The following is a 1,007-nucleotide window of genomic DNA, read 5'->3' on the forward strand; positions in this document are numbered from 1 at the left end:
CGCCACCGGGCGCGTCCACGCGCGGCGGCGGGCGACCCCGCGGTGTCCCGGCTTCGCGCTCGGCAGCGGTCCGGCCCCGGGCGTCCGGGGCGGCACCGGCGAGGACGGGCGCGAGGCACCGCTCCGTCGGACCACGCACGATTCGAGAAGGAGGAACAGCACCCCATGACCGTTGTGAGGAGCACCCTGCCCGACGAGGCCCGCCGGGTTTCCTGCGAGGCCCTCCAGGACACCCTGGTGGACCTGCTCGGGCTGTCGCTGATCGGGAAGCAGGCGCACTGGAACGTCGTGGGTCCGCGGTTCCGTTCCATCCACCTCCAGCTCGACGAGGTGGTCTCCGCCGCGCGCACCCACGCCGACACGGTGGCGGAACGGGCCGCGGCGCTCGGTGTGCCGCCGGACGGCCGCCCGGAGACCATCGCCAAGGTCTTCTCGCTGCCGGCCCCGAAGGAGGGCTGGCTGCGCGACTCCCAGGCCGTGGAGGTGATGACGGAGGCGCTCGGCGCGGCCGTCACGCGCCTGCGCGAGCGCATCGACGCCACCGAGAAGGCGGACCTGGTCACCCAGGACCTGCTGATCTCGGTCACCGCGGAACTGGAGAAGCAGCGCTGGATGTTCGAGGCGGAGAACTTCCCCGGCGAGTCCTGACCGTCACGGCGCCGAAGCACACACACGTAAGGGGCACATCATGAGCGACGCCCTCGAGATGGACGCGCTGTGGGACGACTTCCACCGCGTGGTGAACATGACCTCGGCGGAACTGGCGGCCTGGCTGCGGGTGAGTGACGCCGACGAGACGACCGAGCCGCTGCCGGACCGGGCGGGCAGCGAGACGGGACAGCACGTCCTCGCCATCCTGCAGAAACGCCGCACCGACCTCACCGAGGACGATCTGCGGGTGATGGAGGAGGTCGTGGACACCGTCACGGCGCAGACGGACCTGGAGAACGAGCCCGTGGCCGAGGACACGCCCCGCCGGCACCGCCTGATGACGCTGGGCCACGACC

Annotated in this window: 2 protein-coding genes; both read left to right on the top strand. The window is 72.0% G+C overall.

Going from position 1 to position 1,007, the window contains the following annotated elements; genetic code table 11:
* Positions 1-165 precede the first annotated feature (165 nt).
* Positions 166-648, top strand: coding sequence for a Dps family protein (locus B7767_RS37080; RefSeq protein WP_085575842.1), 483 nt, complete (start codon positions 166-168; stop codon positions 646-648).
* 40 nt (positions 649-688) lie between these two features.
* A partial coding sequence (locus tag B7767_RS37085) for a DUF3140 domain-containing protein (RefSeq protein ID WP_085575843.1) occupies positions 689-1,007 on the top strand: 319 nt, incomplete at its 3' end.

Source organism: Streptomyces sp. 13-12-16, assembly GCF_002114215.1.
Taxonomy (GTDB): domain Bacteria; phylum Actinomycetota; class Actinomycetes; order Streptomycetales; family Streptomycetaceae; genus Streptomyces.